Origin of the sequence: Rhizobium sp. SG741 (assembly GCF_012275435.1) — a bacterium.
GTDB lineage: Bacteria > Pseudomonadota > Alphaproteobacteria > Rhizobiales > Rhizobiaceae > Rhizobium > Rhizobium lusitanum.
Genome location: NZ_JAAZQP010000001.1, coordinates 370,202 through 394,619, shown reverse-complemented (window position 1 = coordinate 394,619; position 24,418 = coordinate 370,202). Strand labels below are relative to the sequence as shown.

25 protein-coding genes, 1 tRNA gene and 1 pseudogene are annotated in these 24,418 nt (G+C 59.0%); 10 read left to right on the top strand and 17 right to left on the bottom strand.

Going from position 1 to position 24,418, the window contains the following annotated elements:
* Positions 1–49: 49 nt before the first annotated feature.
* The 3 genes from FHT29_RS02005 to FHT29_RS01995 form a co-directional block, all read right to left on the bottom strand.
* Positions 50–943, bottom strand: coding sequence for a hypothetical protein (locus FHT29_RS02005; RefSeq protein WP_168599056.1), 894 nt, complete (start codon positions 941–943; stop codon positions 50–52).
* Entirely contained in the window at positions 943–2,373 is a 1,431-nt protein-coding gene (locus FHT29_RS02000) for a DnaB-like helicase C-terminal domain-containing protein (protein ID WP_168599055.1), read from the bottom strand. The genes FHT29_RS02005 and FHT29_RS02000 overlap by 1 nt, the downstream gene beginning before the upstream one ends.
* Before the next feature lie 265 nt (positions 2,374–2,638).
* Complete coding sequence (locus tag FHT29_RS01995; protein WP_168599054.1) at positions 2,639–2,842, bottom strand: Cro/CI family transcriptional regulator; 204 nt, start codon at positions 2,840–2,842, stop codon at positions 2,639–2,641.
* An 84-nt stretch (positions 2,843–2,926) separates the two neighbouring features.
* Here FHT29_RS01995 and FHT29_RS01990 point away from each other — a divergent pair, with 84 nt between their 5' ends.
* Both FHT29_RS01990 and FHT29_RS01985 read left to right on the top strand, forming a co-directional pair.
* Positions 2,927–3,604 (top strand): helix-turn-helix domain-containing protein, encoded by a 678-nt coding sequence (locus tag FHT29_RS01990; protein ID WP_168599053.1) that lies wholly within the window; start codon positions 2,927–2,929, stop codon positions 3,602–3,604.
* 66 nt (positions 3,605–3,670) lie between these two features.
* A complete protein-coding gene (locus FHT29_RS01985) occupies positions 3,671–3,931 on the top strand; it encodes a hypothetical protein (RefSeq protein ID WP_168599052.1) in 261 nt (86 codons plus the stop codon).
* 22 nt (positions 3,932–3,953) lie between these two features.
* On the opposite strand, the gene FHT29_RS01980 is transcribed toward FHT29_RS01985, so the two are convergent.
* Positions 3,954–4,391: an Arc family DNA-binding protein gene (locus FHT29_RS01980; protein WP_168599051.1), complete on the bottom strand. Its 438-nt coding sequence runs from the start codon at positions 4,389–4,391 to the stop codon at positions 3,954–3,956.
* 116 nt (positions 4,392–4,507) lie between these two features.
* Here FHT29_RS01980 and FHT29_RS01975 point away from each other — a divergent pair, with 116 nt between their 5' ends.
* The 6 genes and pseudogenes from FHT29_RS01975 to FHT29_RS34335 form a co-directional block, all read left to right on the top strand.
* Positions 4,508–4,687, top strand: coding sequence for an Arc family DNA-binding protein (locus tag FHT29_RS01975; protein ID WP_168599050.1), 180 nt, complete (start codon positions 4,508–4,510; stop codon positions 4,685–4,687).
* A gap of 160 nt (positions 4,688–4,847) precedes the next feature.
* On the top strand, positions 4,848–5,600 hold the full coding sequence (locus FHT29_RS01970; protein ID WP_210255350.1) for a Rha family transcriptional regulator: 753 nt from the start codon (positions 4,848–4,850) through the stop codon (positions 5,598–5,600).
* Between the two features lie 54 nt (positions 5,601–5,654).
* Positions 5,655–6,599, top strand: coding sequence for a hypothetical protein (locus tag FHT29_RS01965; protein WP_168599049.1), 945 nt, complete (start codon positions 5,655–5,657; stop codon positions 6,597–6,599).
* Positions 6,596–6,955, top strand: coding sequence for a hypothetical protein (locus FHT29_RS01960; RefSeq protein WP_168599048.1), 360 nt, complete (start codon positions 6,596–6,598; stop codon positions 6,953–6,955). The genes FHT29_RS01965 and FHT29_RS01960 overlap by 4 nt, the downstream gene beginning before the upstream one ends.
* Before the next feature lie 10 nt (positions 6,956–6,965).
* A complete protein-coding gene (locus tag FHT29_RS01955; protein ID WP_168599047.1) occupies positions 6,966–7,511 on the top strand; it encodes a hypothetical protein in 546 nt (181 codons plus the stop codon).
* Between the two features lie 128 nt (positions 7,512–7,639).
* Positions 7,640–8,644: pseudogene (locus tag FHT29_RS34335) on the top strand (recombinase family protein); the annotation flags it as partial.
* On the opposite strand, the gene FHT29_RS34330 reads toward FHT29_RS34335, so the two are convergent.
* The 9 genes from FHT29_RS34330 to FHT29_RS01910 form a co-directional block, all read right to left on the bottom strand.
* The gene (locus FHT29_RS34330) at positions 8,645–9,232 is read right to left on the bottom strand and encodes a hypothetical protein (RefSeq protein WP_246702971.1); all 588 of its coding nucleotides are present in this window, start codon (positions 9,230–9,232) and stop codon (positions 8,645–8,647) included.
* Positions 9,198–9,274: transfer RNA gene (locus FHT29_RS01945), tRNA-Met, on the bottom strand. Before FHT29_RS01945 ends, FHT29_RS34330 begins: the two co-directional genes overlap by 35 nt.
* A gap of 164 nt (positions 9,275–9,438) precedes the next feature.
* Positions 9,439–10,638, bottom strand: coding sequence for a tRNA 2-thiouridine(34) synthase MnmA (gene mnmA, locus FHT29_RS01940; protein ID WP_047555387.1), 1,200 nt, complete (start codon positions 10,636–10,638; stop codon positions 9,439–9,441).
* A 273-nt stretch (positions 10,639–10,911) separates the two neighbouring features.
* The gene (locus FHT29_RS01935; protein WP_047555386.1) at positions 10,912–11,562 is read right to left on the bottom strand and encodes a CDP-alcohol phosphatidyltransferase family protein; all 651 of its coding nucleotides are present in this window, start codon (positions 11,560–11,562) and stop codon (positions 10,912–10,914) included.
* Complete coding sequence (locus FHT29_RS01930) at positions 11,552–11,968, bottom strand: hypothetical protein (protein WP_047555385.1); 417 nt, start codon at positions 11,966–11,968, stop codon at positions 11,552–11,554. Before FHT29_RS01930 ends, FHT29_RS01935 begins: the two co-directional genes overlap by 11 nt.
* Positions 11,965–12,915, bottom strand: a complete 951-nt coding sequence (locus tag FHT29_RS01925) for a phosphatidate cytidylyltransferase (RefSeq protein WP_037196519.1) — start codon at positions 12,913–12,915, stop codon at positions 11,965–11,967. Before FHT29_RS01925 ends, FHT29_RS01930 begins: the two co-directional genes overlap by 4 nt.
* Positions 12,916–12,917: 2 nt before the next feature.
* The gene (locus tag FHT29_RS01920; protein ID WP_051963448.1) at positions 12,918–13,565 is read right to left on the bottom strand and encodes a lysophospholipid acyltransferase family protein; all 648 of its coding nucleotides are present in this window, start codon (positions 13,563–13,565) and stop codon (positions 12,918–12,920) included.
* Between the two features lie 209 nt (positions 13,566–13,774).
* Entirely contained in the window at positions 13,775–15,370 is a 1,596-nt protein-coding gene (gene serA, locus FHT29_RS01915; RefSeq protein ID WP_037196518.1) for a phosphoglycerate dehydrogenase, read from the bottom strand.
* Positions 15,371–15,514: 144 nt separating this feature from the next.
* Positions 15,515–16,693, bottom strand: a complete 1,179-nt coding sequence (locus FHT29_RS01910) for a phosphoserine transaminase (protein WP_037196517.1) — start codon at positions 16,691–16,693, stop codon at positions 15,515–15,517.
* Between the two features lie 265 nt (positions 16,694–16,958).
* Between FHT29_RS01910 and FHT29_RS01905 the strand changes: the two genes are divergently transcribed.
* Positions 16,959–17,744, top strand: a complete 786-nt coding sequence (locus FHT29_RS01905; protein WP_244655179.1) for a glycosyltransferase family 25 protein — start codon at positions 16,959–16,961, stop codon at positions 17,742–17,744.
* A 9-nt stretch (positions 17,745–17,753) separates the two neighbouring features.
* On the opposite strand, the gene FHT29_RS01900 is transcribed toward FHT29_RS01905, so the two are convergent.
* Positions 17,754–18,572: an outer membrane protein gene (locus FHT29_RS01900; RefSeq protein ID WP_047555384.1), complete on the bottom strand. Its 819-nt coding sequence runs from the start codon at positions 18,570–18,572 to the stop codon at positions 17,754–17,756.
* Between the two features lie 246 nt (positions 18,573–18,818).
* Positions 18,819–19,673: an outer membrane protein gene (locus FHT29_RS01895; protein ID WP_047555383.1), complete on the bottom strand. Its 855-nt coding sequence runs from the start codon at positions 19,671–19,673 to the stop codon at positions 18,819–18,821.
* 321 nt (positions 19,674–19,994) lie between these two features.
* On the opposite strand from FHT29_RS01895, the gene FHT29_RS01890 reads away from it, so the two are divergent.
* A complete protein-coding gene (locus tag FHT29_RS01890) occupies positions 19,995–20,549 on the top strand; it encodes an SH3 domain-containing protein (protein WP_047555382.1) in 555 nt (184 codons plus the stop codon).
* 90 nt (positions 20,550–20,639) lie between these two features.
* On the opposite strand, the gene glmM is transcribed toward FHT29_RS01890, so the two are convergent.
* Both glmM and ftsH read right to left on the bottom strand, forming a co-directional pair.
* The gene (gene glmM, locus FHT29_RS01885; RefSeq protein ID WP_037196514.1) at positions 20,640–21,992 is read right to left on the bottom strand and encodes a phosphoglucosamine mutase; all 1,353 of its coding nucleotides are present in this window, start codon (positions 21,990–21,992) and stop codon (positions 20,640–20,642) included.
* A 376-nt stretch (positions 21,993–22,368) separates the two neighbouring features.
* Positions 22,369–24,312 (bottom strand): ATP-dependent zinc metalloprotease FtsH, encoded by a 1,944-nt coding sequence (gene ftsH / locus FHT29_RS01880; protein ID WP_034503653.1) that lies wholly within the window; start codon positions 24,310–24,312, stop codon positions 22,369–22,371.
* Positions 24,313–24,418: the final 106 nt, after the last annotated feature.

Genomic DNA, 24,418 nt, shown 5'->3' with positions numbered 1-24,418 from the left:
CTAACACACTGATGCGCGTAAGAAAATGGAAGCGAAGGTATAATTTCGCTCATGCTGCTTGCTCCCATTCGCGCCAGCCGGCGCCGTCTTGAGGCTCGAGGAGATTGTCGGGAACCTTGCAACCGGGCTGCCCGGGCGCTGGACCCCACTGAGCCGTCATCCACTTTGCCTCGCGGCGTCCATAGCGCAGGCGTTTGATCCAAGTCTCTTCGCCGACCATTTGCAGGGCCTGCGGCGGCGCTGGCGCAAAGCTCTCGAAGCGTCGCTTGGAGATGAACCGGCATGCGTGCTGCACTTCGAGGTTTGGTTTTTGTTTGAGCAACGATTTGTAGCCGGGCACGGCGTTGAGGCATGCCGATCGCTCTTCGATGTCGAGCTTCTTCCATGCATCAAATGCTTCCTTTTTGCCCATGCCCTTGTGAGTAGGATAAGCCTTCCAGAAAGCTTCAAACTCCTCTGGGTAAGAAAACCGATTCTTGCTTTTCGGCGTTTCGTCCGAATTTTCGGACAAAGATTCTTTTCCTTCCTTTCCTTTCCCTTCCCCTGAGCACGCGTCATCGACGCGTGGTTCACGCGTGATTGACGCGTCAAATTGTTCAATATTTTCAGGCGGCGGAGGTAAATCGCTGGCGCGTTCGCGGTTGTTTATGACTTGATGTCGATGCCACGAAGGAATGAACCCAAAATCACGGTTTCCTGACGTGTATTTGACGACAAATCCACGCGTGAGCAACGCGTCAAGCACGCGTGAGAAGTCAACCTCATCGTATGGCATCACGGCCACCTTTAGCTGCCGCGGTCGCCAAGCGAACCTCCCTTCCCGATCGCACTGCGTCCACAGGCCAGCAAATGCCAGCCGCAACGGCAGACTAGTCTGATGTTCAGCCTCGAACAGATCTTCGTGTGTGAAGAATTCGGGTTTGATCGTTCGAATCCTGGACATCAAAAAGACCTCGCTGCGTTCCGAACAGCCGAGCAGGCGATGTCGACGAATAGGTCGACGGTCTTCACCGCTCCGTTGCGCTGTTTGGCGATGATGAATTCAAGCTTGTTCTGGCAGTCGGCGAGCTTCTCCGAGCGTTCAAACTCCTCTTCCTCGTCCTTCCCCTTGGCCTTCTCTAGGTAGTAGGCCTCGCGGTAGAGAAACGCGACGGTGTCGGCGTCCTGTTCAAGGGATCCGGAATCACGAAGGTCCGACAGCATCGGCCGCTTGTCCTCGCGACCTTCGACACCGCGGCTGAGCTGCGAAAGCGCGATCATGGCGAGGTCTTTTTCGCGGGCGATCTGACGCAGGCCGGCCGAAATCTCCGAGACCTCGTTATTGCGGTTTCCTGAGTATCGCGACGACGCTGCGACGAGCTGCAGATAGTCTACGATCAGGAGATCGATCTTGCTGCCGGCGCGTTCTGCGACGTCCTGCATGCGCTCAACCTTCACTCGAAGGTCGGAGATCGAAAGGCCAGATTGCTGTTCGATCCAAAGCGGCAGAGAGTTTAACCGCTGCTTTGCGTCGCAGATTTTCTCGAAGTCCTTTTCGGACACATTGCCGGTGATCAGATCGGAGTAAGGAATCCTCACATTCCAATCATAGGCGATATCTGTCAGGGCGCGCATCGCAAGGCGATTTGCACCCATCTCCAGTGAAATAAATCCAACCCCAGCGCCTGCCTGTGCCGCCTTAACACCTACCCCAAGTCCGACCGCCGTCTTGCCCATAGAAGGCCTGGCGCCGAGAACAACCATCTCCCCGCGGTGAATGCCGCCGGTCAGCCTGTTGATGTCACTAAGGCCCCAGGTAATCCCGGTGATGCCGCCGCCGTTGCTCATGGCATGCTGGACTTCGTCCAGAGCTACGTCGGCAGCCTCGGAAAGGGAAAACCTTGTTCTGCTGCGGGTGCCGCTACGAAGCCCGGATGCAATATCGTCGAAAGCCCGCGTCGCGTTGCGGATCAGCGCGCCCGGATCGACGCCGGGGTAGTTCGCCGCGGCGGCGATATTCTCGGCCTCGACCGCCAGACTTATCCGCGCGGATTGCGAAAGGAGATTCGGGATACTGTTCTTGAAACCGGCAACGCCGTGAACGGTGTTCGAAGCGAGCGCGGCCAGATAGGCAGACAGCGGGCGCCCAAGAGACTTGCTCCACTGCGCTGCTTCGTCTTCAGGAAACAGCTTAAACACGATGGCGATGCTTGAACTGCCGTATCGATCATGCGCAAGGAGCATGTTCTCGAATATGCGGCGATGCAGCGGCTCAACAAAATGCTCGGGCTTCACGATGCCCAGCGCTGCCGTCACGCTACCGACCATCAGCAGAGACCCGAGAATTTCTTGCTCTATCTCAGCAATGAAATTAGAAGCCGGCGCAGCCGTCATCCGATGACTCCTCCGCGCGGGCCTTCGACGAAGTTCCGCTGCTCGGACGTCATGAACAGATCAAGCCATCGGCGCCAAGCACGGCCGGCGGTTATGCCGTCCTCAACGCTGCCAGTCGATTGAGCCAAGCGCTGCGCGGAGACATATGCGTCCCAAGACTCAATTTGCGCCTCCAGCGATGGCAGATCATCGTTGGCGACATTCGTGGCGCGCAGCGCGCTTCCGCGGGTGTATGCGTTAGGGCCCGTCATGATGACATTTCCTCCTAGCGCTGCACTGTGGCTTCCGGTGGGTAGAGATCGGGGCGAAGATCCGATCGGTCGACGCCGGAAATCTTCTCGATTTGTAGGACACGAAAATATGGGGCCTGCGTCCACTGGCTGATGGCCTGGGGTCGGATACCAAGCTTTCGGGCAAGTTCGACGCGACCACCCGATTTCTCGATCGCTAATTTGAGGGCGAGATTCATGTTTCGGAAACCTTTGCGATGTATGCAATGTAAGTAAGACAGACTTTCCTTGCTTACGCAAGTAATTTTTGCGAGATTTCAAACATGACAAGTTCGCTAGGTACTCTCATCAAAGAACGACGCCAGGGTCGCGCTTGGTCTCAGCAGGCGCTCGCCGACAAAATGGAAGTCTCGCGCGTGGCAATCGGCCAATGGGAAAAAGGCGAGACAATGCCGGCGCTTGAGCGATTGCTGAAGCTCTGCGATCTTCTCGAGATCAATTTTGAAGAAGTCGTCTCAACAAAGGATCGAGCGCTAGCGCGTGACCACCGTCTTACTGCAGATGCGAATCCGTCGTCGGTGGGCACTCCGAACACGATTCCTGTCTTCCTGACCGTCTATGCCAGCGATGAAGCGGATTATCTCAAGGGCAGTACCGTAATATCGACCGTGCGACGACCGCCTGGCTTGGCCGATGTATCGGGAGATGGCGCGGTATACGCCGTTTACCTTCCGTCAAGCGCTCTCTCGCCTCGATTTAAAGAGGGCGAGATGATCTTCCTGAATAAGAACCGGCCACCCTCTCCTGGCGATATGGTCTCGGTAGAGCTGCCTAATCCGGCAGAACCTGAAAAGGATCGATGGATTTTGCGGCGATTGCTTGAGCGAAAGCAGGGGAAAATCATCCTGGAAAAAATAAATTCCGGTGAAAAGGAAACCTTGCAAAATCAGGAGTTTCTTTCGGTACATCGCATTGCGGACTGGCCGGAATTGCTAGGCTGAAGAAAGTTTACTTTACAAAAATAGGAAAGAATGACTTTCTATTCTCCATCCACCGATGGAGCTGCTATGCATCTGAACATCAACCCGATTAATTCTGACATCGTCGGCGACCTGCTGTTTGACCAGTTGCGCCGCAGCGACGCTTTTGACGCGATCAACGCTCATCTCGTCGCAGTCCACTCAGACGAAGCTCGATTCACCGACGCCGGCTTCGCGATCGACGGCGCAGCAGCCGAGGAAACGCATACCGTCGAGGTCAAGAGCTTCAACGCCCTAATCCGCACGCCCTGCCAGTCCGGGGAAGATGTCCAGGCGAAGCTCCTATGATCAACGCGGTAGCGACCTTGGGTCAATCCTCCGTTGGTCTGTTTGCAGAATTCGCATCGATGTTCGGACGGCCCAGCACTCTGAACGCGGAGTCGGGTGCGAGACCAGCGTCAAAATTTCTCAAGAAATGGGCATCGACAAACGTTACTGCGTTTTTCCCCGATTTTGCAATGATAGGGATCAGCCTGAGTTCAGATCCATCACCTTCGAGGAACGCGTTCGCAATGTCGGTTAATACCCATATTCTTTTTGGGTCGCTTTCCTGTGAAATTGGGTCGACAAACTTCTTCACAAATTCGAACAGCGCGTTCGGAGGAGCCGGATATGCCTCTTCCAGCGTGGCAACGATCTCGGCATTCATCGACCTGTTATTCGCCTCCGCCGCAGACTTGATCCGATCTCGGAGGCCGTCTGGCAAGCGTACGATAAACTGGTCGGAGGCGCGGCTCGGTCTGCCCATCGTAAAATCCTTAAGTTTTCATATCACTGTGCGATTACCGCTCTTGCGTCAATCATCGCTCCGTGCGATGTTATCGCACAGTGATACACGTCATCCCTTAAGAAATGGAGAATGAAATGAAGGGAGCGCGCGGAGCACCTGGAATTTTGGTCCGAATGCCAGAAGAGTTGAAGACCTTTCTTGCGGATCAGGCGGCTCGCTACGGCAGCAGCCAGAATAGCGAAATCATACGCTGCATCAGAGAGCGCATGGATCGAGTAACTGAAAAGGAAATGTCGGCTTCAGCCGTGAAGTGACCCGAAAACCCTTATGGCTGTTTTGTTCGGCCGCGACAGTGAATTATGCCGAAATGAAAACGGCGACCTAACGAGGCTGCAACCTCATCGATCGCCGATTTCGAAGACTGCCGCGTTAGCGCGCGGAAATCCGATGTCCAAATAACATAAGGAGGTTTTTATGGACTCCCTGACAGATAGCATGCCGCCCAATGGCGGTAAAGGCATACGCATGTCCAGCCGCGAAATTGCGGAGCTGACCGGTAAGCGGCATGATCATGTGAAGCGCGATATCGAAAAGCTGCTTGCGGACCTTGGCGAGGATATCCCCAAGTTTGGGGGTATCTATCTGGACAGCATGAACCGCGAGCAGACAGAATACCTGCTCGATCGGGATATGACCGAAAACCTGCTCATGGGTTACAGCGCCCTCGTTCGGCAGAAGGTCATCGCTCGGATGCGCGAACTGGAGGCGCTGCTGGCGGAGCCAAAAATCCCAACCACGGCCGAAGCATTCGCAAACGCCTTCAGGCTCTTGGCTGACAGCGAGCGCCGGCAGGCGCAGCAAGCCGCCGAAATGAAGTACGTCACGACCCGTATCGACATCATCGAGCAGCAGGCCCCGTTGAAGGCAAAACCTCAAAATGCCGAGACGCGGTCAGAAGTTCGGATTCGGATGAACCGGCGGTATGGGCTGTCTAGTCCGATCGTCGACAGCGTGCTCGACCATGAGGCTTACGGCCTACGTCCCTTCGGCATGGTGAAAAACGGCCATGAGGATGCCCAGGGCAGCAGCTATGGCGTTTATTGGATCAGGGATATCAGCGCCTTGTTCAAACGCTTCGCCAGCGAGTGCAGACCGCACTCGGAGACAATGGTCCGTCACGACATCATCGCCAGGCCGTTCAAGCTGAGCCAACCATTGGAGGCATAACCAGCGACCGGCGTAATTTTGCGCCGATCTCCTCCCCACATTTTGGAGACTACTATGCCGAATACGATTCCGGCCACCGGCGAAGCCGTGACCAAACAAGCCCACTCCCTCAATCTTCTCGACGTTGCCGCTAAGTCCGGCGACAATGTCATGTCCACCACTCGCAGATCATTTCTTTCGGCGCTGCCTGGATTGGCAGCTGCGTCTGCCATCCCGGTGGTGATTGCCATCGACGGACGAACCGCCCATGCCGCGCCTGGGCCGTCTGCAATCGTAGCAGGGCCACGGGAAAATCCTGAGCTGCTTCGAGCTTATGACGAGCTGATTGCCGCCCGTGCTGAACTGGCAGAGGCGCAAGACGCGCTGGAGTGGCTGGCAGATGAGTGGCGTCATCTCTGGCCCCTTGCTCCCGAAGAGCTCTTGGAAGGAGCCAACGCTCATCAAGGCTATCCGCGCAACGACAACGCCGAGAGAGACATAATCGGTCGTTTCATGATGCGAGACACTGCCGATCTTACGAATAGGCTAAATCGCCAATTCCGGGAGATGAACGAAAAACAATGTTTCAATGTCTGCACTGTGGCGGAAGCAGAAAAATACATTGCCAATCTTTCGCGGCAAACACCGAAGGGACGCACAGAAAAGGCGTTGGCCCGCGACCGCGCCTGGATCAAGGATAGGCTAGCCATATGGAACAAGAGGCTCGTGCTTGCCCGCGAATACGAAGCCGAAACGGCACGTCTTCGTCATGAATCTGGGGTTCAGAGAGTAAAGCAACAAATTTCCGTTGCTGAACTGGCGGTGGTCAAGTCTCGCGTGGAGATATCAAAGATCCCGGCATTCACGCACGAAGGCCTGCGCATCAAGGCTGAAGCCCTTAAGATGTATAGCCTGTTTGACGGCCAAATTGATTTAGGTGGTCCCCTCGATGAAGCGGCTCGTTTCATCAAGTCTGTTCTCGACGTGGCAGGGAATCAGAAATCGGAGAGCGCCCAATGAGCCAGCGCATCACGCCGCCTCACCTGAACGCGGCCGACCTTTCCACCCACGACCTGTGCCGCCTCTATCGCATCCTCGACAATCTGGAAGAGACCGCCAACATGGCTCTTCACTATATCATTTGTCTGGATGGTGGTGCCACAATGGCCGGAGCATATGTGGACAAGTTCCAAGAATACCTTTCCGAGGAAAGGGGCAATATCATCGATGCCCTTCGGGAACGGCCCAACACCACCGACGGCGACGGTCAGAGGCGCATGGGGACCATCGTCCAGTTTGAGGCTTGGTGCCAAGAATTCCACAAGTCCACTTTGGATGAACTCATCACCAATCCCCTTTCAACTGAAGCTATTTGAGTTGGCCGCGATGGAAACGAACTCCAACGAAAAATATACGCTCGACGATATCCATGGCGATATCGGTCACCTCGTCCATCTGCTCGACGGGAGCATGACAAAGATCCTCGACGTCGACCACGACTCTCTCGAATCCCTTGACAAGCACTGCCTAAACCGCGCTTCGGCTTTCTGCTGGATCGCTCGGGATATCGCTGAGCGCGTCGACGGGCAATTCTCGAACGCCGGGATTGCAGCAAAGCTGACGCTTAGCGAAACCGTCAAGGCCAAGATTGGCGCTTGGCAGGCGGCAGAAACCCGATACCGCAAGGAAATCACGCTCAATCCAGAGAGTGACCACGACGAGCTTTGGAAAGCCAAAGAGAGTGCCGAAGATGCGATGATAGAAGCGCCCTGCCAGTCGATCGAGGACATCAGAGCAAAAGTTTTGATCGCAATGCGAGACGAAAATGTTTTCGGCAGCATAGCTGACTGCACATGGAACGGAGAGCATGGACTGAAGATATTTCTTCGTTCGCTGATGGGCGCACCGCCTGTGGATAATGGGGGAAACTGATCGATGTCAGCCGAAAATCCCCTCATCGCCCTTGTCAAGGCACTCGCCAGGCGCCGGGCGCGACTTGACGCCATTCCGCCAACTCCCGCTAATGAGAACCTTCCGAGGGATGAGCAGGCGATAAAACAATGAAACGCGCAGCGATCTATGCCCGGTACTCGACCGACTTGCAAAACGACAAGTCGGTCGAGGATCAGATCAGCCTTTGCAGGGCATATGCCGAGCGCCACGCCTTCAAGGTAATCCGGGAGTATTTTGACCGCGCCAAATCCGGCGCATCGATGTTCGGACGCCCAGGCCTTGCAGATCTGATGCAGGCTGCCGAGCGCGGCGAGTTTGACGTTCTAGTGTCGGAATCGCCAGACCGCATCTCCCGTGACATTGCCGATCTCGCGAGCGTTCACAAGACTCTAAGGTTCCGCAGCATCGTCATGAACTGCGTCAACGGTGGCGAAATGGATACGATCCAGATCGGCATGCACGGCGTCATCGGCCAAATGCAACGCGAGGAAGGCGCCAAGAAGGTCAAGCGCGGCATGACCGGCGTCGTTCGCTCCGGCCGCAATGCCGGCGGCAAGGCGTACGGCTATCGACCTGTCTACGGGAAAAGGGGAGAGCTAGAGATCGTCGAGGAAGAGGCCGCTGTCGTCCGCCGGATATTCGACCTTTATTCGGCCGGCATCGGACCAAGGTCAATTGCTGCGATGCTGAACGACGAAGGCGTAGCTGCACCACGTGGGAGGCAATGGAACGGCTCCACCATCAACGGTAATGAAAAGCGCGGATATGGCATCCTGCGCAATCCTCTCTATGTGGGGAAAATCCTGTGGAATCGGGTCCGGATGGTGAAGGACCCGGCAACCGGACGGCGCGTATCGAGGGAAAATGAAGAGACCGCAATCGAAACTATCGATGCCCCTCACCTTCGGATCATCGATGACGCGCTGTTTCAGGCTGTTCGGAGCCGGAAGGAGGCGGTCGGCGGCAAACATGCTCATACCGCCCCCAGGAACAAGCGATTGCTGTCGGGGCTGCTGAAGTGCGGGGCCTGCGGGGGCGGCTTGTCCATCATCGGCACCGATCGCAGCGGCCCACGCGTCAGCTGCAGCACATGGAAGGAATCAAAGAGCTGTTCAAACAACGCGCGCTACTATGTCCAGAAGATCGAACGCGACGTGATTGATCGCTTGCGCATCATGTTCGCCGACACTTCCGCCATAGACGCCTATGTCGAAGAATATAGGGCTGAGAGCAAGCGAATTGCCACCGAGCGACGCAATAGCCGCGGCGCAAAGGAAAACGCGCTGGCAGACGTGCAGATCAGAATTACGCGTGTGATTGAGCAGGTTTCGAGGGGAACAATCGCGGATGAGGACGTTCTGGCCATTCTTCCCGGGCTCAAAGCTGAGCGGATGCGCCTGAAAGCTGAACTTGAGGCCGAAGAGGCTCCAACCAACATCATCGAGCTGAAACCAAAGGCTGTCGAGAAATTCAGGGAGGATGTCGAGCAGCTCGCCGATATCGCCAATAGTACCGGCGCTGAACCGTCGATCCAGCTTGGAAAGGCCTTCAGGGAAGTGGTCTCGGGTGTAATCGTCCACCCACGCCAACCAGGCAAAAAATATCAATACGAAATTAAGGGCTGGCTGTCCGCAATTGTCGGCGAAGAGTTGTCGGCTGTTTTGATGGTAGCGGAGGAGGGATTTGAACCCCCGACACAAGGATTATGATTCCTCTGCTCTGACCTACTGAGCTACTCCGCCACGTCTGCGCATAATAATTGCCTATGATGCACAAAGGTCAAACGAACCACTGCTCGAAAAGCGTTGGCCCGTCGGTTGAGCGGCTTATAAGGTGCAGCTCGGCTTGGTGTCAAGCGGATGATTTGGAAAAATCAGTGCTTTCTCTTGGCCGGGCCGCTTGCCCCTTAAGCCGCGACAGGGCTTGCCAGCAAAGCCTTCAGGGAGGCCTCGGCAATCGGCTCGCGCTCGGAGCGCTCGATGAAGCCGCCGCCGTAGACGCGGGCGTCGTCGCCTGGCGCCGAATAGAGCGCGCAGGCCTGCCCCGGAGCAACGCCGGCCTCGCCGATCGTCAGGTCGACATAGATGCCGCTGGCATCGGTGTGCAACACGGCCGGCGACGGTGCGCGGGTGGAGCGGACCTTGGCGTAGCAGGCAAAGCCCTCGCCTGAAGCTGCCTGTGTCAGCGTTTCGTCGCCCAGCCAGTTAACGTCGCGCAGATAGACGCGGTGCGTTTCCAGCGCTTCCTTGGGGCCGACGATGACGCGGCGCGAGCGGGCGTCGAGATAGACGACGTAGAGCGGCTCGCCAGTGGCGATGCCGATGCCGCGGCGCTGGCCGATCGTATAGTGCAGGATGCCTTCGTGCTGGCCGAGCACGCGGCCATCGAGATGGACGATCTCGCCGGCGAGCGCCGCATTCGGCTTCAGCTTGGCGATCACATCGGAATATTTGCCCTGCGGCACGAAACAGATGTCCTGGCTGTCGGCCTTCTTGGCGACGACAAGGCCCATTTCCTCGGCAAGCGCGCGCGTCTCCGCCTTCGGCATGCCGCCGAGCGGAAAGCGCAGATAGTCGATCTGCTCCTGCGTCGTGGCGAAGAGGAAATAGCTCTGGTCACGATCGGCATCGGCCGGGCGATAGAGCGCACGCCGGCCGGGATTGTCGGCAGAAGGGTTCGGGCGCGAGCGAATGTAGTGGCCTGTCGCCAGAGCATCAGCGCCGAGCTCTTTGGCGGTCAACAGAAGGTCGGCGAACTTGACGGTCTGGTTGCAGGCAACGCAGGGGATCGGCGTCTCGCCGGCGACATAGCTCTCGGCGAAAGGATTGATCACCGTCTCGCGGAAGCGCTTTTCGTAATCGAGCACGTAATGCGGGATGCCGAGCGTCTCGCAGACGCGGCGCGCATCGTCGATATCCTGGCCGGCGCAACAGGAGCCGGCGCGATGCACGGCAGCGCCATGATCGTAGAGCTGCAGCGTGATGCCGAGCACATCATAGCCCTGCCGCTTCAAAATGCCGGCGACGACGGAGCTGTCAACGCCGCCCGACATGGCGACGACGACGCGGGTATCTTCCGGCCTCTTGTCAAAATCCAGTGTATTCACGGTCGTTGCCGCCAGTCTTGAACGATCTTCGATGCTGCCGAGCGGGATGACTTTTTTTTCGAAACGTCGTCACGCTCTCGCTATTTGATGTCGCATGATCTTATCCAAAAACCGCTGCACACTTTTTGGGATCATGCTCTTCTCGCCGAATGCCATGCAAAAGCGGCGAATTTTCATGCGGGACAATGGGCCGCACACTTTGCAGCCCGCCTCAATTGTGGACGGATATAGAAAGGATTGCCATCCGGCGCAAGGGGCAGGCCGATATGCGAATCACCCCTTGGCCTTCAAATGCCCGATCAGATTGCGCCCGCGCCGCAGCACGGTGACGGCCGACCCGATCGCAACGACCCAGAGGGCAACGGTCAGGACCCATATGCCGCCGCTCCACAACGCCTCGACAACAGAGAGGAGCGCCGCAGCGGTGACGACCGCCATGCGATGCTGCTTGGCCATCGGGCCGGAGAAATCGCTGGGGTTGCCGGTGGCGCGTCCGAGTTCGCGGACGTAGGCGGTCAGCACCGCGAAAGCGGCCGCAGCCCAGCCGAGCCCCGGCGCTGCAATGCCGTAGCCGATGCCGGCAAGGATGAGAATATCGGCGATACGGTCCGGGAATTCGTTCCAGAAGGGTCCGTCAGCCTCGCCCTTGCCGCCCTCTACCGCCACCATTCCATCGAGCAGGTTGCAGAGCAGGCGCAATTGGCAGAACAGCGCCGAAAGGATCAGCAGCAGCACGCGCATACCGACGCCGCCGGATCCGGAAAGCCAGAAGCAACCTCCGGCCAGCGCCGCCATCGCCATGCTCGCCTGCGAAATCTGGTTCGGCGTCACCGAAAGCGCGGTCATGCGCCGCGCCAAGGCCTGCGCCCAGCGCGTGTTGCGGCTGGCTAGAGGCCGCCTGTCGCCTGTTCCCTCACCCTTCATGGCCCTCACCTGTCATACTTCGACGCCTCCCGCCGGAAATCGAATAATTGTAGATCGCCGCATAGCTCGATGACACCAGCAGCGGCACCGCGATCGTCTTCAGGATCTCCGGCGTGCCGCTGAGAGCATGGATCGTCACCAGGATCGCCGCGGAACCCAGACAGGCGATCAGCGGCGGCGCCCAGAGGACTGTAAAGCCGCCGAACCGCCGCGACAGGGCCTCGACGGCCGACTTCAGAAACAGCGTCAGGCAGCCCGAAAGCACGCCTTGCACAAGACCCGCAATCAAAGGCCGCGGCATCGGATGCGTGCGATTGGCGAAGACGGCCCAGCCGCCCATGGCAAGGAACGCGAAAAGCACATGCACGATGCTGCTGCCGGCAAGTGCTTTCAGCCTGCCTGTCATGACACTGACCACCAGAAGCGGACGAGGTGGAAGAAGATGGGCGCCGAGAAGACGACCGAATCCAGCCGGTCGATCAGCCCGCCATGGCCTTCGATCAGGTGGCCCCAATCCTTGACGCCGCGATCCCGCTTGATTGCCGACATCACCAAGCCGCCGAAGAAGCCCATGATCGTGATGACAAAGGCGAGCAGGCCCGCCTGCAGCGGCGTGAACGGCGTTACCCACCAGAGCGCCGCCCCGATCAGCGAAGCGCTGATGACGCCGCCGACGAAGCCCTCCACCGTCTTCGACGGCGACAGCCGCGGAGCGATCTTGGTTTTCCCGAAGAGCTTGCCCCAGACATATTGCAACACGTCGCTCAATTGGACGACGATCACCAGGAAGGCGATGAGCAGCACGTTGCGGCCTTCATAGCCCGGAATATGCAGGGTGAGCAGTGCGGGCACATGCGAGGCGCAGAAGACGCAGATCATCAGCGCCCATTGCACTTCGGCGATGCGCACCAGGAACCGCTCGGTATCGCCGCGCAGCACCGCGACGATGGGCATGAACAGGAAGGCATAAACGGGAATGAAGATCGAATAGATGCCGTATTGCTCGGCCCAGAGCAGGTAATATTGCACCGGCAGGGCAACGAAGAAGGCGGCGGCAAGCGCCCAATGATCGGCGCGTCTTGTGTTGATCAGCGTCACAAATTCGCGGAGCGCGGCAAAGGAGCAGAAGGCAAAGAGCAAGATGACGCCGGCACGCCCGGCCACGAAGGCGATGCCGATCAGCACCACCATCACCCACCAGGCCTTGATGCGTGCATTCAGGTTTTCGATCGCCGCATTCGATCCATCCGGCGACAAGCGCCGCTGCAGCACGTAGCCGACGATGGAAGCGACGATCAGCACGCCAAAAATGCCGAGGACAAGGTGGATCAGATCGGCGCTGGCAGCATTCATGCTCAGTCTCCCGCCCGCTTCGGCGCAAGCGCCAGCAACGCCGATTCGGCTCTCGCCAGGAAACCCGCCTTTTCCTCGGTCTCGCCGATATGCAGCGCCTCGCCGAAGGTAACGGTGCAGATCAGTGGAATGGGCACGAACTCGCCCTTGGGCATGACGCGATTGAGATTGTCGATCCAGACGGGGACGAGATCGATATCCGGGCGGGCCTGGGCAAGATGGAAGAGCCCGCTCTTGAACGGCTGCAGCGGCACCTCCGTCAGATTGCGCGTACCCTCCGGAAACAGGATCAACGAAGAGCCGGCATCGAGTGCCTGCGCCATCTGCGTGACCGGATCTTCCTTGCGCGCCTCGCGATCCCGCTCGATCAGCACCGCATTGAAGACATCGCGGCCGATGAAACTGTTGAGCTTCGATTTCAGCCAGTAGTCGGCGCCGGCCACGGGCCGCACGCGCCGGCGCAGCCGGGGCGGCAGCACTGCCCAGATGAGGATGAAATCACCATGGCTGGAATGATTGGCGAAATAGATGCAACGGCCGGTATGCATGCCGCTCTCGGGCCAGATCGCCCTGACGGCGGTAACGGCTCGCGCAAACAGCACGATCGCAACGGATACGGGCTTTGCCAGCCACTCGATCGGCTTGCCCATCCCTTCCCCAAAAATCGTTTTCCAGAGTGCCTCCATGGCAAAGAGATAGGCCCGTTTGACCGGCCTCGATAGCCCGCCCGGCCGACTTATCCACAACCCTGCCAACAGTAGTGGAAACCCGGCGCAACTTACGTCGCGCCGGGTTTCAGGACGGCTCTTGGGAGGAGCAAATGGATCGCCCCGCCTCCTCCTTTGCGAAGGCGGCGGGCTTAGTCGACGTTGAAGACCAACGGCTTGGCCTGGCGGATCGCGTGATGGGCGGTCAGCTTGGCCAACACATCATCGCTGATTGGGCCATCGACATAAAGCAGCGCGATCGCGTCGCCGCCCTGCTTGTCTCGGCCGAGCTGGAAGTTGGCGATGTTGACGCCAGCGGAGCCGAGCGTCGTGCCGATGAAGCCGATCATGCCGGGAACGTCGGTATTGGCGAGGTAGACCATGTGGTTGCCGACATCGGCGTCGAGGTTGATGCCCTTGATCTGGATGAAGCGCGGCTTGCCATCCGAGAAGACGGTGCCGGCAACGGAGCGGGTCATGGTATCGGTGGTGACAGTCAGCTTGATGTAGCCGTCATAGACGCCGGTTTTGTCGCGCTTGACTTCGGCAAGCACGATGCCCTTTTCCTTGATCATGATCGGCGCCGAAACCATGTTGACATCGGCGACCTGATTGCGGATGAGGCCGGCCAGCAGCGCGCTCGTCAACGCCTTGGTGTTCATGCCGGCGGTGATGCCGTCATAAAGGATCTCGATTTCCTTGATCGGGTCTTCCGTGACCTGGCCGACGAAGGCGCCGAGCACGTCGGCAAGCTTGATGAACGGCTTCAGGATCGGCGCTTCCTCGGCGGTGATCGACGGCATGTTGATCGCGTTGGAAACCGCACCCTTGACGAGGTAGTCAGCCATCTGTTCGGCGACCTGGAGAGCGACGTTCTCCTGCGCTTCCGTTGTGGACGCGCCGAGATGCGGCGTGCAGACGACGTTCGGCAGGCCGAATAGCGGGCTTTCCTTGGCGGGCTCGACTTCGAAGACGTCGAAGGCGGCACCGGCGACATGGCCCGACTTGATAGCAGCGGCAAGAGCCGCCTCATCCACGAGACCGCCACGGGCGCAGTTGATGATGCGCACGCCCGGCTTGATCTTGGCGAGCGCTGCGGCGTCGATGATGTTGCGGGTCTTGTCCGTCAGCGGCACGTGCAGCGTAATGAAATCGGCGCGGGCGAACAGCTCGTCGAGCTCGACCTTGGTGACGCCCATTTCCTCGGCACGTTCCTTCGAAAGGAACGGGTCATAGGCAACGACATGCATCTTCAGGCCGATGGCGCGGGCAATGACGATAGAACCGATATTGCCGGCGCCGATGACGCCGAGCGTCTTGCCGGTGATCTCGACACCCATGAACTTTGACTTTTCCCACTTGCCGGCCTGAGTCGAGGCGTCGGCAGAGGGAAGCTGGCGGGCAACGGCGAACATCAGGGCGATGGCATGCTCGGCCGTGGTGATCGAATTGCCGAACGGCGTGTTCATGACGATGATACCGCGACGCGAAGCGGCGGGAATATCGACATTGTCGACACCGATACCGGCGCGGCCGACAACCTTGAGGTTCTTGGCCGCTTCGATGATCTTCTCGGTCACCTTGGTGGCGGAACGGATGGCGAGACCATCATAATTGCCGATGATTTCGAACAGCTTGTCCTTGTCCTTGCCGAGCTGTGGCTGGAAATCGACTTCGACGCCGCGATCGCGGAAAATCTGGACGGCGGTTTCCGACAGTTCGTCGGATACGAGAACGCGAGGTGCCATGATAGGCCTCCTGAAAGGGTCAGCGGTGATGAGCAATTCCAGGAAGATGCGAAGCGGTTTTCCGTCCGGAATTGCGTGAAAGCAAACAGATAATTCGGAATGCTGGGCTCCGCCCCATCGGCGGAGCCGTGAACGCTTGAAGTCTCAGGCAGCGGCCTGGGAGAGCGTCGCCTTCTGCGTTTCGAAGGCCCAGGAAAGCCAGGGCATCAGCTTCTGCATGTCGGCGGCTTCGATCGTCGCACCGGCCCAGATGCGCAGGCCCGACGGTGCGTCGCGATAGTGACCGACGTCGTAGGCGACGCCTTCCTTTTCGAGAAGCGCGACCAGACCCTTGGCGAAATTCGCCTGGCCGTCTTCGTCCAGAGCGGCGATATCCTTGTCGACGATCTTCAGGCAGACGGACGTGTTGGACTGCGTCTCGGCCTTGGCGGCGAGATTGGCGATCCAGCCGTTGGCGGCGACGAAGTCATGGATGACCTTGGCGTTGGCGTCGGCGCGGCCGATCAGCGCCTTGAGGCCGCCGATCTCCTTGGCCCAGAGCAGAGCATCGATATAATCCTCGACGCAAAGCATCGACGGCGTGTTGATCGTCTCGCCGGTGAAGATGCCTTCGATGAGCTTGCCGCCGCTGGTCATGCGGAAGATCTTCGGCAGCGGCCAGGCGGGCTGATAGGTGGTCAGACGCTCGACGGCGCGCGGCGACAGGATGATGACGCCGTGTGCGCCTTCGCCGCCGAGAACCTTCTGCCAGGAGAAGGTGACGACATCGAGCTTGGCAAAGTCGAGGTTCTGCGCGAAAGCGGCCGAGGTGGCATCGCAGATCGTCAGGCCCTTGCGGTCGGCCGGGATGAAATCGGCGTTCGGAACGCGGACACCGGAGGTGGTGCCGTTCCAGGTGAAGACCACGTCGCGGTCGAAATCGACGGTGGAAAGATCGGGCAGTTCGCCGTAGCCGGCTTCGAGCTTGCGGACGTCCTTGAGCTTCAGCTGCTTGACGACGTCGGTGACCCAGCCAGCGCCGAAGCTTTCCCAGGCGAGCATGTCGACACCGCGCTCTCCAAGCAGCGACCAAAGCGCCATTTCCACGGCGCCGGTATCTGAAGCGGGAACGATGCCGATGCGGTAATCCGCCGGCACTTCCAGAATTTCGCGGGTAAGATCAATGGCCTGCTTCAGCTTGGCTTTGCCAACCTTCGCGCGGTGCGAACGGCCAAGGGCCGCGTCGGAAAGAGCGTCGAGCGACCAACCGGGGCGCTTCGAGCAGGGGCCAGAAGAAAAATGGGTATTCTCCGGACGCGTGTCCGGCTTGGCGAGCTTAGTCATGATGCTATCCTCTCAGATAGAAAGCCCTTCGTTGGGGAAGGGTGTCCCGCCGCCGGATATATTGGAAGCCGCCTGCAAGCGCAACAGAAAAATATACTCGTGTTGCTGCATCACGGATTCGTGCGAAAAGTTTGATGGGGCAAGTTACACGCAATGAAATTAGGTCAAATTCAGCCTCACAAAAGCTGGTTTCTGTGCCGACACGCAATCATATAAAGCATGGCGCTTATTGACTTGCGCCGACAGGAAATAACAAGTGTGCTCGATGTCTCTAACTGCACTCGCCGAAAGCCACTTCATGCCCGCGCAGCCAGTGCCTGTCTATCTGATCAACATTGATCGAGCGACAGACAGACTGGCGGAAATTCAACGGCAGAGCGATGAACTCGGCATTCGGTTCGAGCGCGTCGACGGCGTCGATGGCGGACTCTTGCCGCGCGACCAATGGGTCGACGTCGATCACCTTCGCTTTCAACGCCGCCACGGCAGGATCATCCTTCCCGGAGAATACGGCTGCTATCGCAGCCATCTGATGGCCTTGCGCCAATTTTTGGCCAATGGCGGCGAAATGGCGGTCATCATCGAAGACGATGTGGCCTTGGACGCTGATTTCCTCGCCCGCGCCATGGCAGCCAAGAAAGCAGCTCCCACGGCCGATCTGATCAAGCTCGTCAATCACCGCTGGGGCGGCTTCCGCGTCGCAACGCGCAGCGACAAGGGAGATGCGATCGGTCGTTGCCTCTTCGGTCCCCAGGGATCAACTGCGTGTTATCTGGTGACGCGAAGCGGGGCTCAAAAGATCGTGAAGTCGCTGGCCATCATGTCCCTGCCCTGGGATGTCGCGGTCGAGCGCGGCTGGGACATGCAGACGTCCATCTTCAGCACGCGCACCAATATCGTCGGCTTCAGCCGCTTGCAGAAAAGCACGATGATCGGCTGGCGCCGCGACTATCGCGCGGCCAAATCCTCAGCGTGGCGACGTGTTCCCGCACACCTCTTCCGGACCTGGGATTTTTTTCGCCGGATCGCCTATGTGCTGACGACGCAGTAGGCACCCGACCTACCAGGTGGTTACCCGCAAACCGATGCGTATCTCGTGGCGCGACAGGGCGCCATCGCGGCCCGTCGTCCCGCCGGCGCTTGCGGATGAATCGCCGAACATATCGCCGCCGGCGATGTGGGAGAAACGATAGCCGAGATCGACCTTTACATTCGGCGCCACCTCGTAGGCGACGCCGGCCATCAGGGCATAGGTCATGCGCCAGTCGCTGTCGCCGGGATAGCGTGCGCTGACCGAGGCCGCGCCACCGCAACCCGAAGCGCCGTCGATGCACGAGCCGACCGCATCGACGCTGCTCCAGGAAACCCGCGTCGCGCCGAGGCCGGCACCGAGATAGGGCGTGAATCCGGCAAGCGTCCCCAGATCGACGTAGCCATTCACCATCAAGCTGCCCGCCCTGAAGGAAGAGCGCGCCTTGGTGGAGCAGCCGGTACCGCCTGCCCCGCCGGAACAAGGCGAAGCGCTTGAGACGCTGCCATTGAAGTCACCGCTGAAGAAATCGCCGGTGACGTCGGCGCGCAACAGGTCATTGAACTGGTAACCGACACCGAGACCACCGGAAAAGTTGCCGCCGAACCGATCCGAATCGAAGCGTCCGGAGCTGTTATCGCCGCCAGCCGGATCATAGGCACGGAACGTCGTGTCGTTGCGGCTGGCGTTGACGGCGTAGCCGAGATCCCCGCGGACATACCACCCCTTCGCATCCTTGACGCTGACTTCGGGCATCTTGATTTCCGGCGGCGCGTCGCCTGCAAGGGCAGCACCCGCCGATGCGCCTGCCATCACCGTGGCCAGCGCCAGAGCGTCGAAACGGATCATTACCCCTCGCCTTCCATCCTTCGGGCGCAGCCCGCACACCGACCCGGCTGATTTTTGTCTTCCGCTCCGGGCTCCAGCACGAGGATCCGCGACGGAATGACCATCATTCTCATTTCATTAACCATAGGGAATTCATGGTTAATGAAGCTTTAAAACGCCGAACAATTGCTTAACGAGGGAGATGAAAAAGCAAAAAGCCGCCCGGATGAAACCGGACGGCTTTTCAATGACTTGCGCGAGAGACGCTTACTTGTAGACCGGCTGCGGCTGGATCGGGATATCGGCCGGCGGCATGTAGCTTGCGGTCTGGCAACCGCCGAAGGTGTAGCGGGCGCCGATGCGGGCTTCATGCAGGTTGAGGCCCTTGTCGTAGCCAGGACCGCCGTTTTCCGCGTAACCGAACATGTCGCCGCCCTGGATGTGACGGAAGCGATAGCCAACGTCGGCCTTGAGGTTACATGTGAGGTCGATGGACGTACCTGCCATCAACGCATAGGTGAAGCGCCAGCTGCCGCGGCCATTATGCGTGACGGAGCCGTCGCAGGAATCCGGATTGGCGTCCGAGCACGAGGTGTTCTTCAGATTGCTCCATTTGACATAGGTGCCGCCGAGACCGCCACCGACATAAGGGGTGAACGCGCCATAGGTGCCGAGATCGACATAGGCGTTGGCAAGCAAGCTGTAGGCCGTCAAGGACGCCACGTCGCGGGAAGTCGCCGGAACAGCCGTGAAATCAGGGCCGCAGCCGCCGCAATCACCCTTCGTCGAGCCCTTGAAGTCCGACTTGAAGAGATAGTCCAGCGTCACGTCCGTCCGGAGGTAGTTGTTGATCTGGTAACCGACACCGCCGCCAAGCGTAACGTTGCCATCCAGCTTTGCGCTGTTGAAATCCACCAGGCTGGAATTCGAACCCTGGAAGTAGTTCGAGCCGCGCAGGTGGGTAAAGGCGTAGCCGACATCGCCACGCAGATACCAACCGCTGGATTGGGCGACTGCCACTTCCTGCGCCGGCTGCTGGGGCTCCGGTGTATAAAGATCAGCGGAGAACGCTGACGTGCCGACTAGCAACGTGGCAAGTGCTCCAATCAGGAATTTCATCATGGTTTTGGCTCCAAATTTCTTGCCATTGGCACAGCAGATGCTTGCCAATCAAAACGACATGGCACGGATAATGATGAAAAGGAGTTAAAACCTGATTAACTACGAATATTTACCCTATCTATTCACGAATTATACTTTAATTTATACATTAGGAATAGATTATTTTATAATGAAGAGAACGGGATGCGCCCGTCCAGCCCCCTCTTCGCGGCGGAAAACGCGTGTATCTGCAAGTACAGCCGGGGCCGGCTTTCTAAACCAATTGGCAACAATCGTACCATTACAGTGCGGCAGCCGGGGGTTAAGCCCAGGAGGGAGTCGTTGACTTACCATCGAAAATTATGCGCCGGCCTGTGCCTTGCCCTTGTCTTCCTGAATTCCGCGGCGCTTGCCGGCGCGATGCCGGTGAAGTCGGTTGCCGCTGCGGCATGGAACAAGGGACGCGAGACCGGATTGCCGATCCCACGCTATGTTTCGTTGAAGGCACACAAGGCGCGCATGCGGGTCGGCCCGTCGACGATCTATGCCACCAAATGGATCTATATCAAGCCCGGCCTTCCCATGGAGATCATCGACGAATACGGCCACTGGCGGCAGGTTCGCGACGATACCGGCGTCACCGGGTGGATGCACAGCGCCCTTCTTTCGGCGACGCGCACGGCGGTGGTCGCACCCTGGCTGACGAAGAATGCAATGCTGCGCGCCGATCCGGAGCCTACCGGAACACTGGTTGCCGAACTGCAACCACGGGTGCTGCTTTCACTGCACTCCTGCACCGGAGTTTGGTGCCGCGTTTCCGTCAGGGAACATGCGGCAAAAGGATACATCAGGCAGGACACGCTCTGGGGCGCCTATCCCGGCGAGATGTTCCAATAGAACAAGGCCACGCCGTCGCCGAAAGCAGCATGGCCGCCCTTAACGGAGCGGCCACGAATCTCATATGCCCGATGGATTGCTGATGCTCGATCAGGCAGCCGTGCGGACGCTTGAGATCACATCGATCAGCCCACCGACGATGCGCTCGATCTGGCTGCGATCGTCGCCCTCCGCCATGACGCGGATCAGCGGTTCCGTGCCGGAGGGGCGGATGACCAGGCGGCCGTTGCGGGCAAGCTCGCTTTCCGCATCGGCGATCGCCTTCCGTACCTGATTGTCCTCCAGAGGCTTGCCGCCGGAAATGCGCACGTTGCGCAGCAATTGCGGCACCGGTTCGAAACGCCGGCAGACTTCGCTCACCGGTTTGCCCGTGCGCTTGACCGCGACGAGGATCTGCAAGGCAGCAACGAGCCCGTCACCGGTCGTGCCATAGTCGGACAGCACGATATGGCCGGATTGCTCGCCGCCGACATTGTAATTGTGCTGGCGCATGTGCTCGACGACATAGCGGTCGCCGACCGCCGTACGTGCCAGCGACATGCTGCGCTCTTCCAGGAAACGTTCCAGCCCGAGATTGGACATCACGGTCGCCACGATGCCATTGCCGCGCAGCAGCTGGCTCTCGGCCCAGCTCTCGGCAATGACGGCCATGAGCTGATCGCCGTCGATGATCGTGCCTGTTTCGTCGACGATGATGACGCGATCGGCATCGCCATCCAATGCGATGCCGATATCGGCACGCACTTCATCCACCTTCCTCTGGAGCGCCACCGGGCTGGTGGAGCCGCAATTGAGGTTGATATTGGTGCCGTTCGGCTCGTTGCCGATGGTGACGACATCGGCGCCCAGCTCCCACAGGACGGCAGGCGCGACCTTGTAGGCAGCGCCATTTGCGCAGTCGATCGCAATCCGCAGCCCCTGCAGCGTGACGTCGCGCGGCAAGGTGCGCTTGGCATGTTCGATATAGCGGTCGTGCACGCCGTCAACACGCTTCGCGCGGCCGATATTCTCGGCCTTGGCAAGATGCTCGGTCATATCCTTTTCAAGCAGATCCTCGATCTTCATTTCGAGATCGTCCGACAGTTTGTACCCGTCGGGGCCAAAGAGCTTGATGCCGTTATCTTCGTAAGGGTTATGCGACGCGGAGATCATCACGCCGATATCGGCGCGCAATGACCGTGTGAGCATGGCGACGGCCGGCGTCGGGATCGGGCCGAGAACGAAGGCATCGACGCCGGCTGCGGTGAAGCCCGCGACCATTGCATTCTCCAGCATATAGCCGGAAAGGCGCGTATCCTTGCCGATAACCACCCGATGTCGATGACTACCTCGATGGAAGATCGTGCCGGCAGCGATACCCACGCGCATGGCAAGATCGGGCGTCATCGGATAGATGTTGGATTGACCGCGAATTCCGTCGGTTCCGAAATAGCGACGTTTCATATGCACTCCTGTCGTTGCGGCATCCCATGAGATGCAGCGGCATCGAAATCGCTGCCTCGGATTCCGGAGACACGACGAGCATCGATGCTTGTGGCTCATGCCACAGATTGTAAAAATCGGCACTTAAATTACCGAGAACGGCTATTACAACGCGTTACCATTAATAAGCACTAAAAAACTGCATAGGCGTGAGACAGGCAATATTCCGATTTCGCGGATCAAGGCGTTTGCGTTACTTCGCCCGGGTCCGTGGATTGTCATGCCGCTTCGCCAACGCTCAGTGCATTACCTCCTGTTGCACGCCGAAAAACAAAAGGCCAGCTCCCTATTCGAGGTAGCTGGCCCTTCATTTTTGCAGTTTGGTGCTCTTGATCCGCTAGCGCGGCTGCGGCTCGAAACCACCTTCAGGCTCATCGCCCTTGGTGCCGAGCGAACCATCCTTCTTGGCGCCGGTCTTCGGCACGGCCGAACCGCGGCTCGGCGGAGTGTCGTCGCCAAGATCGCGAGCAGGCTTTTCGCCGCGGATGAGGGCCTTGATCTCTTCGCCGCTCAGCGTTTCGTATTCAAGCAGGCCTTCGGCGATTGCCACGAACCCGTTATGCTGTTCGGTGAGGATATCCTTGGCCTGATGATAGGCCTGATCGATCAGGCGGCGCACCTCGTTGTCGATCGTCTGCGCGGTCGCTTCCGAAACGTTCTTCGACTGCGAGACGGAGTGGCCGAGGAAGACTTCCTGCTGGTTCTCGCCATAGGCGACCAGGCCGAGCTCGTCGGAGAAGCCCCATTGGGTCACCATCGCACGGGCCAGCTTGGTGGCCTGTTCGATATCGGAGGATGCACCTGACGTGATGTTCTCCTTGCCGAAAGTCAGCTCTTCCGCGACGCGGCCGCCCATCATGATGCAGAGGCGCGACACCATCCACTTGTAGCTCATCGAGTAGCGGTCGCCCTCGGGGAGCTGCATGACCATGCCGAGCGCACGGCCACGCGGAATGATGGTCGCCTTGTGCAGCGGATCGGCGACTGCGACATAGAGCGCCGTGATCGCGTGACCGGCTTCGTGATAGGCGGTGAGCTTCTTTTCCGCTTCGGTCATGGCCGAAGAGCGGCGCTCGGCGCCCATCATGATCTTGTCCTTGGCGTCTTCGAACTCCTGCATCGTCACCAGCCGCTTGTTGCGACGGGCGGCCATCAGCGCAGCTTCGTTGACGAGGTTCATCAGATCCGCACCGGAGAAGCCGGGCGTGCCGCGGGCAAGCGTCTTCAGATCGACGTTCGGAGCCAACGGGACATTGCGGGCATGAACCTTGAGGATACGCTCGCGGCCGACGATGTCCGGGTTCGGCACGACAACCTGACGGTCGAAACGGCCTGGACGCAGCAGCGCCGGGTCGAGAACGTCGGGACGGTTGGTCGCGGCAATCAGGATGATACCCTCATTGGCCTCGAAGCCGTCCATCTCGACCAGCAACTGGTTCAGCGTCTGCTCGCGCTCGTCGTTACCACCGCCGAGACCGGCGCCACGATGGCGGCCGACCGCGTCGATTTCGTCGATGAAGATGATGCAGGGTGCATTCTTCTTCGCCTGCTCGAACATGTCACGGACGCGGCTTGCGCCGACGCCGACGAACATTTCGACGAAGTCGGAACCGGAAATGGTGAAGAACGGCACATTGGCCTCGCCGGCGATGGCGCGCGCCAAAAGCGTCTTACCCGTACCGGGAGGTCCCACAAGCAGAACGCCGCGCGGGATGCGGCCACCTAGGCGCTGGAACTTCTGCGGATCGCGCAGGAATTCAACGATTTCCTCGAGATCCTGCTTGGCTTCATCGACACCGGCGACATCATCGAAGGTGACACGGCCATGCGCTTCCGTCAAAAGCTTAGCCTTCGACTTCCCGAAGCCCATCGCACCCCGCGAACCTCCCTGCATCTGCCGCATGAAAAACAGCCAGACGCCGAGGATCAGCAGCATCGGCAGCAGCGTGCCGAGATAGCTCAGGAAGCTCGAGGAGCCATCCGACTCCGGACGACCAACAATGTTGACGTTCTTGTTTTGCAGGCGTTCAAGCAAGCTGTCATCCACGACCGGAGCGTAGGTCTGGAATGGTGTACCGTTTTCCACATAGCTGCCGACGACGCGATTGCCGGTGACGGTGACGTCACGAACGCGGCCGGAATCAACTTCCCGGAGGAACTGCGAATACGGAATTTCCCTGGAGCCTGTTTGTGCCGGCGCGTTCTGAAACATACTGAACAGGGCAATCAACAGCAGAGCTATGATTGCCCACAGAGCGAAATTACGAAAATTAGGGTTCATCGAACTCCCCAGCACTGAAACTTCCGCCGCAAAGCGACGGCATTACTTGATCCCTAACATAGGGTTGCGCCAAGCCGTTGCCAAGGCAAACCGCGTCGGTGCATGT

Excerpts from the sequence above, each read along its gene's own strand:
- FHT29_RS01900 (WP_047555384.1), bottom strand. The coding sequence starts at position 18,572 with ATGATCCGTTTCGACGCTCTGGCGCTGGCCACGGTGATGGCAGGCGCA.
- FHT29_RS01985 (WP_168599052.1), top strand. The coding sequence starts at position 3,671 with ATGCATCTGAACATCAACCCGATTAATTCTGACATCGTCGGCGACCTG.
- FHT29_RS01995 (WP_168599054.1), bottom strand. The coding sequence starts at position 2,842 with ATGAATCTCGCCCTCAAATTAGCGATCGAGAAATCGGGTGGTCGCGTC.
- glmM (WP_037196514.1), bottom strand. The coding sequence starts at position 21,992 with ATGAAACGTCGCTATTTCGGAACCGACGGAATTCGCGGTCAATCCAAC.
- FHT29_RS01980 (WP_168599051.1), bottom strand. The coding sequence starts at position 4,391 with ATGGGCAGACCGAGCCGCGCCTCCGACCAGTTTATCGTACGCTTGCCA.
- FHT29_RS01895 (WP_047555383.1), bottom strand. The coding sequence starts at position 19,673 with ATGATGAAATTCCTGATTGGAGCACTTGCCACGTTGCTAGTCGGCACG.
- FHT29_RS01910 (WP_037196517.1), bottom strand. The coding sequence starts at position 16,693 with ATGACTAAGCTCGCCAAGCCGGACACGCGTCCGGAGAATACCCATTTT.
- FHT29_RS01935 (WP_047555386.1), bottom strand. The coding sequence starts at position 11,562 with ATGAAGGGTGAGGGAACAGGCGACAGGCGGCCTCTAGCCAGCCGCAAC.
- ftsH (WP_034503653.1), bottom strand. The coding sequence starts at position 24,312 with ATGAACCCTAATTTTCGTAATTTCGCTCTGTGGGCAATCATAGCTCTG.
- FHT29_RS01970 (WP_210255350.1), top strand. The coding sequence starts at position 4,848 with ATGGACTCCCTGACAGATAGCATGCCGCCCAATGGCGGTAAAGGCATA.
- FHT29_RS02005 (WP_168599056.1), bottom strand. The coding sequence starts at position 943 with ATGTCCAGGATTCGAACGATCAAACCCGAATTCTTCACACACGAAGAT.
- FHT29_RS01965 (WP_168599049.1), top strand. The coding sequence starts at position 5,655 with ATGCCGAATACGATTCCGGCCACCGGCGAAGCCGTGACCAAACAAGCC.
- FHT29_RS01905 (WP_244655179.1), top strand. The coding sequence starts at position 16,959 with ATGTCTCTAACTGCACTCGCCGAAAGCCACTTCATGCCCGCGCAGCCA.
- serA (WP_037196518.1), bottom strand. The coding sequence starts at position 15,370 with ATGGCACCTCGCGTTCTCGTATCCGACGAACTGTCGGAAACCGCCGTC.
- FHT29_RS02000 (WP_168599055.1), bottom strand. The coding sequence starts at position 2,373 with ATGACGGCTGCGCCGGCTTCTAATTTCATTGCTGAGATAGAGCAAGAA.
- FHT29_RS01990 (WP_168599053.1), top strand. The coding sequence starts at position 2,927 with ATGACAAGTTCGCTAGGTACTCTCATCAAAGAACGACGCCAGGGTCGC.
- FHT29_RS01975 (WP_168599050.1), top strand. The coding sequence starts at position 4,508 with ATGAAGGGAGCGCGCGGAGCACCTGGAATTTTGGTCCGAATGCCAGAA.
- FHT29_RS01955 (WP_168599047.1), top strand. The coding sequence starts at position 6,966 with ATGGAAACGAACTCCAACGAAAAATATACGCTCGACGATATCCATGGC.
- FHT29_RS01920 (WP_051963448.1), bottom strand. The coding sequence starts at position 13,565 with ATGGGCAAGCCGATCGAGTGGCTGGCAAAGCCCGTATCCGTTGCGATC.
- FHT29_RS01925 (WP_037196519.1), bottom strand. The coding sequence starts at position 12,915 with ATGAATGCTGCCAGCGCCGATCTGATCCACCTTGTCCTCGGCATTTTT.
- FHT29_RS01930 (WP_047555385.1), bottom strand. The coding sequence starts at position 11,968 with ATGACAGGCAGGCTGAAAGCACTTGCCGGCAGCAGCATCGTGCATGTG.
- FHT29_RS01960 (WP_168599048.1), top strand. The coding sequence starts at position 6,596 with ATGAGCCAGCGCATCACGCCGCCTCACCTGAACGCGGCCGACCTTTCC.